We start from the raw sequence: 4,553 nt of genomic DNA on the forward strand, positions 1-4,553 counted from the left end.
GCACCTCGGAGAGCGCCACGCCGGGGGCGCCGGCCAGCAGCTCCTTGGCGCGCTCCACGTCGATCGGGCGGGCGAAGCGGGCGTTGATCTGGAGGGAGTGGCCGCTGAAGACGGGCACGCGCACGCAGGTGCCGGAGACCTTGAGCTCCGGGATCTCCAGGTGCGCGTGACCGACCAGGATCGCGTCGATGCCCGGCACCTGCTTGGCCACGTTGGCGGCCGCGTTCTCCACGTACGGCAGCTGGTCACCGTACGACGACGTGCCGGAGGAGCCGGAGTGCGCCGACACGACCACGACGTCCGCGCCGAGCGCCTTCAGCTTTGGCACCCACTTCGCGGCCTGCTCCTCCAGGCCCGGGAAGGCCAGCTTGCCCTGCACATAGGCCTTGTCCCAGATCGCGATGCCCGGGTTGGTCAGGCCGAGGACGGCGACCTTGACCGGTGGGGCGCCCGGCACGTGGAACTTCTTGACGAAGTACGGCGGGAAGGCGGGTTTGAGGGTCTTGGCGTCGACCGCGTTGGCGCCGAGCAGCGGGAAGTGCAGCTGGTCCTCGAACTTCCGGAGCGTCTCGATGCCGTAGTTGAACTCGTGGTTGCCGAGGGCGGCCGCGTCGTAGCCGATCGCGTTCATCGCCTGCGCCATCGGGTGGACCGGGCCGCCCTCGGCGGTGATCGGGTCGACCTTGGCGTAGTAGTACGTCAGCGGGGTGCCCTGGATCGTGTCGCCCGCGTCCAGCAGCAGGGTGTTGCAGCGGCCCTTCTCCTTGCGGACCTGCTCGACCAGGGTCGAGATCCGGGCCAGGCCCATGGCGTTGCCCGCCTTGTCGGAGTACTCCGCGTTCTTGAAGTAGTCCCAGTTGAAGACGTGCCCGTGCAGGTCGGTGGTGCCCATGACCGTGAGGGAGTACCGCTTGGGCTGCCTGGCGGGCTTCCTCGCCTCCGCCGCCTCGGCCGCCGGAGCCGCCGCCGCACCGGCGATCGCCACCCCCGCCCCGGTCACGGCGGACTTCTTCAGGAACTTCCGACGGTTCAACGGCATGTCTCGTACTCCTCGGGGAATGGTCAACAACGCGCGTAGATTCTGTCCCGGACATGACGTACGGCAACAGGTCCGGGAGGTTTCGATCTGGTGACCTAATCCGTGAACTCCGGCATCCCCAAACAGGGAAGACGTGACAGAGTGGGGCGTATGACCGCCCCGTACGGCACCGCCGACGCCCCCCGTATCGCCGTGCGCGGCGAGGCCCACCTCGAGGTCGACCCCGAGATCGCCCGCATCGGCGTCACCGTCAACGCGCGCGGACGGGACCGGCGTTCGGCCCTCGACGACCTCACCCGCCGCAACGCCGCCGTCCTCGACCTCGTCAAGTCCTACGGCGAGGCGGTCGAGCGTCTGGAGACCGGCTTCCTCTCCATCACCCCCGAACTGTCCTCACACGGCCGGGGCGAACGCGTCCGCACCTACCACGGCCGCGTCCACATCAGCGCCGAACTGGCCGACTTCACCGCCCTCGGCGAACTCACCACGCGCCTGGCCGACTTGGAACTGACCCGCGTCGACGGCCCCTGGTGGGCGCTGCGCCCCGGCTCACCCGTGCACCGGGAGGCGCGCCAGCAGGCTGTGCGCGAGGCGGTCCAGCGCGCCCGGGAGTACGCGGAGGCGCTCGGCACCTCGCTGGCCGCGCTGGTGGAACTGGCCGACATCGGCGCGGAGAACGCCGATAACTACTGAGCACGGCCATGCGGCCTCTCCAGGTCAATGGCCTTAGCCGAGTCCTCTTAGTAGGCGGCACCGCTCGACCTCGAACCCCAGCGCCAGCACGTCTACGCGCAGGTCAACGCCCGCTTTACGATGGAGCCGCCCCGGTTGTGAGACCGGAATGCGTTTCGGGATTCGAATGGGCGACCGCGATCACGTGAACCTCTCCGGAAAGCGAAACATCTCCGTCCGGAATTGCCACGTCACATGACCGCATGCTCATCGGAGCAGCGGTGCGCACAATTCAACACTTGTCAATAACCCTTCACGCAAAGGTTGTTGAGTAGTCATGTGCGACCAATTCTCTACCGGTGGGTAAGGCCTAGGCTCGAAGCATGCGCCGAGCGAAGATCGTTTGTACTCTTGGGCCCGCCACCGACACATACGACCAGATCAAGGCACTGGTCGAGGCCGGAATGGACGTCGCCCGGTTCAACCTCAGCCACGGCGGTTACGCCGAGCACGAGGAGCGTTACCAGCGCGTACGGAAGGCCGCCGACGAGACCGGCCGCAGCGTCGGCCTCCTCGCCGACCTTCAGGGTCCGAAGATCCGGCTCGGCCGCTTCGCCGAAGGACCTGTACTCCTTGAACGCGGCGACACCTTCACCATCACGGTGGAGCCCGGCGTCGAGGGCGACCGCAACCGCTGCGGCACCACGTACTCCGGCCTCGCCGCCGACGTCACCCCGGGTGAGCGCGTCCTCGTCGACGACGGCAAGGTCTGTTTGGAGGTCACCTCCGTCGACGGCCCCAGGGTGAACACCACCGTGGTCGAGGGAGGCGTGATCTCCGACCACAAGGGCCTCAACCTGCCGGGCGTCGCCGTCTCCGTCCCCGCCCTCTCCGAGAAGGACGAGGCCGACCTCCGCTGGGCGCTGCGCACCGGCTTCGACGTCATCGCGCTGTCCTTCGTCCGCAGTGGCAAGGACATCGAGGACGTCCACCGGATCATGGACGAGGAGGGCCGGCGCCTCCCGGTGATCGCCAAGGTGGAGAAGCCGCAGGCGGTCGAGGCGATCGACGGCATCGTCGCCGCCTTCGACGGCATCATGGTGGCACGCGGCGACCTCGGCGTGGAGATGCCGCTGGAGCAGGTCCCGATCGTCCAGAAGCGGGCCGTCAAGCTCGCGAAGCGCAACGCCAAGCCCGTCATCGTGGCGACGCAGATGCTCGACTCCATGATCGACAACTCCCGCCCGACCAGGGCGGAGGCCTCGGACGTCGCCAACGCGATCATCGACGGCACGGACGCGGTGATGCTGTCCGGCGAGACGAGCGTCGGCAAGTACGCCGTCGAGACGGTGCGCACGATGGCCCGGATCGTCGAGGCGGCGGAGGAGGACATCCTGGCCAAGGGTCTTCCGCCGCTGACCGAGCGGAACAAGCCCCGCACCCAGGGCGGCGCGGTCGCGCGCGCCGCGGCCGAGATCGGCGACTTCCTCAGCGCGCGGTTCCTGGTCGCCTTCACCGAGTCCGGCGACACCGTCCGCCGGCTCTCGCGCTACCGCTCGCCCATCCCGCTGCTGGCCTTCACCCCCGAGCCGGCCACGCGTTCCCAGCTCAGCCTCACCTGGGGCGTCGAGACCTTCCTCGGCCCGCACGTCGGTTCGACGGACGCGATGGTCGACCAGGTGGACGAACTCCTCCTGAAGTACGGCCGTTGCCGGAAGGGCGACATCGTGGTCATCACTGCGGGTTCGCCGCCCGGCGTCTCCGGTTCGACGAACCTGGTCCGCGTCCACCACATCGGCGAGGACGACAGTCCGAAGTGACCGGACGACGGCGAAGGGCCCCTCGGATGGAGGGGCCCGGCAAAATCATGACTTGGGGATAGTGACCTTGGAATCCAAGGAAAAGTGCCCCGGGTCGGACTCGAACCGACACTGTACGGGTTTTGAATCCGTTGCCTGCTGCCAATTGGGCTACCGGGGCTCGCAGATTCCAAGGTTTCCCCTGACCCTCCGCGCGTCCACCATACCGTAGCTAGGTAGGCTCTTGTCAGCAGTACCCCTGCCCTGAACGAGGAGCCCCCGTGACCGCCGAGTCGCCCCAGCCCGTAGACGCGCCCGACGACGACAAGTCGCACGTGCCTCCGCTGACGACCCGAGTCGTCATCGCCGAGGACGAGGCCCTGATCCGCCTCGACCTGAAGGAGATGCTGGAGGAGGAGGGGTACACCGTCGTGGGCGAGGCCGGCGACGGTGAGCAGGCCGTGGAACTCGCCCGCGAGCACCGGCCGGACCTGGTCATCCTCGACGTGAAGATGCCCAAGCTCGACGGCATCTCCGCGGCGGAGAAGATCGCCGAGGAGTCCATCGCACCCGTTCTGATGCTCACCGCGTTCTCGCAGCGCGATCTCGTCGAGCGGGCCCGTGACGCAGGCGCCATGGCCTACCTCGTCAAGCCGTTCAGCAAGAGCGACGTCGTGCCGGCCATCGAGATGGCCGTCTCGCGCTTCACCGAGCTGAAGCAGCTGGAGCAGGAGGTCGCCGACCTCACCCAGCGGCTGGAGACCCGCAAGCTCGTCGACCGGGCGAAGTCCGTCCTCCAGACCGAGTACGGGCTGACCGAGCCGGCCGCCTTCCGCTGGATCCAGAAGACCTCGATGGACCGCCGCATGTCGATGCAGCAGGTGGCCGAGGCGGTCATCGCGGACAGCGAGGAGAAGAAGGCCGCCAAGGGCTGAGCCGGTCCGGCCCCGTACGCACGAAGAGGCCCCCGCCCCCCGGTAAACCGCGCCGGGGCCGCGCCGTCCGTTTTAAAAAAATTCCAACCCCCCCAACAATATAAAAAC

Annotated in this window: 3 protein-coding genes, 1 tRNA gene and 1 pseudogene; 3 read left to right on the forward strand and 2 right to left on the reverse strand. The window is 67.9% G+C overall.

Going from position 1 to position 4,553, the window contains the following annotated elements; translation table 11 throughout:
- Positions 1–1,039 (reverse strand): Asd/ArgC dimerization domain-containing protein (locus ACFW2E_RS32665; RefSeq protein WP_384471234.1); only part of this gene is annotated, 1,039 nt, incomplete at its 3' end.
- A gap of 150 nt (positions 1,040–1,189) precedes the next feature.
- Between ACFW2E_RS32665 and ACFW2E_RS32670 the strand changes: the two are divergent.
- Positions 1,190–1,873 (forward strand): annotated as a pseudogene (locus tag ACFW2E_RS32670) (SIMPL domain-containing protein).
- Between the two features lie 221 nt (positions 1,874–2,094).
- Complete coding sequence (pyk, locus tag ACFW2E_RS32675; RefSeq protein WP_384471237.1) at positions 2,095–3,531, forward strand: pyruvate kinase; 1,437 nt, start codon at positions 2,095–2,097, stop codon at positions 3,529–3,531.
- An 85-nt stretch (positions 3,532–3,616) separates the two neighbouring features.
- On the opposite strand, the gene ACFW2E_RS32680 is transcribed toward pyk, so the two are convergent.
- Positions 3,617–3,691 (reverse strand) — tRNA-Leu (locus ACFW2E_RS32680).
- Positions 3,692–3,791: 100 nt separating this feature from the next.
- Between ACFW2E_RS32680 and ACFW2E_RS32685 the strand changes: the two genes are divergently transcribed.
- Entirely contained in the window at positions 3,792–4,445 is a 654-nt protein-coding gene (locus tag ACFW2E_RS32685; RefSeq protein ID WP_133922193.1) for a response regulator, read from the forward strand.
- Positions 4,446–4,553 lie beyond the last annotated feature (108 nt).

The sequence above is a fragment of the Streptomyces sp. NPDC058964 genome (genome assembly GCF_042741275.1).
Taxonomy (GTDB): domain Bacteria; phylum Actinomycetota; class Actinomycetes; order Streptomycetales; family Streptomycetaceae; genus Streptomyces.

What these genes read in the sequence shown, in the direction of transcription:
- pyk (WP_384471237.1), top strand. Translation starts at nt 2,095, where the DNA reads ATGCGCCGAGCGAAGATCGTTTGTACTCTTGGGCCCGCCACCGACACA.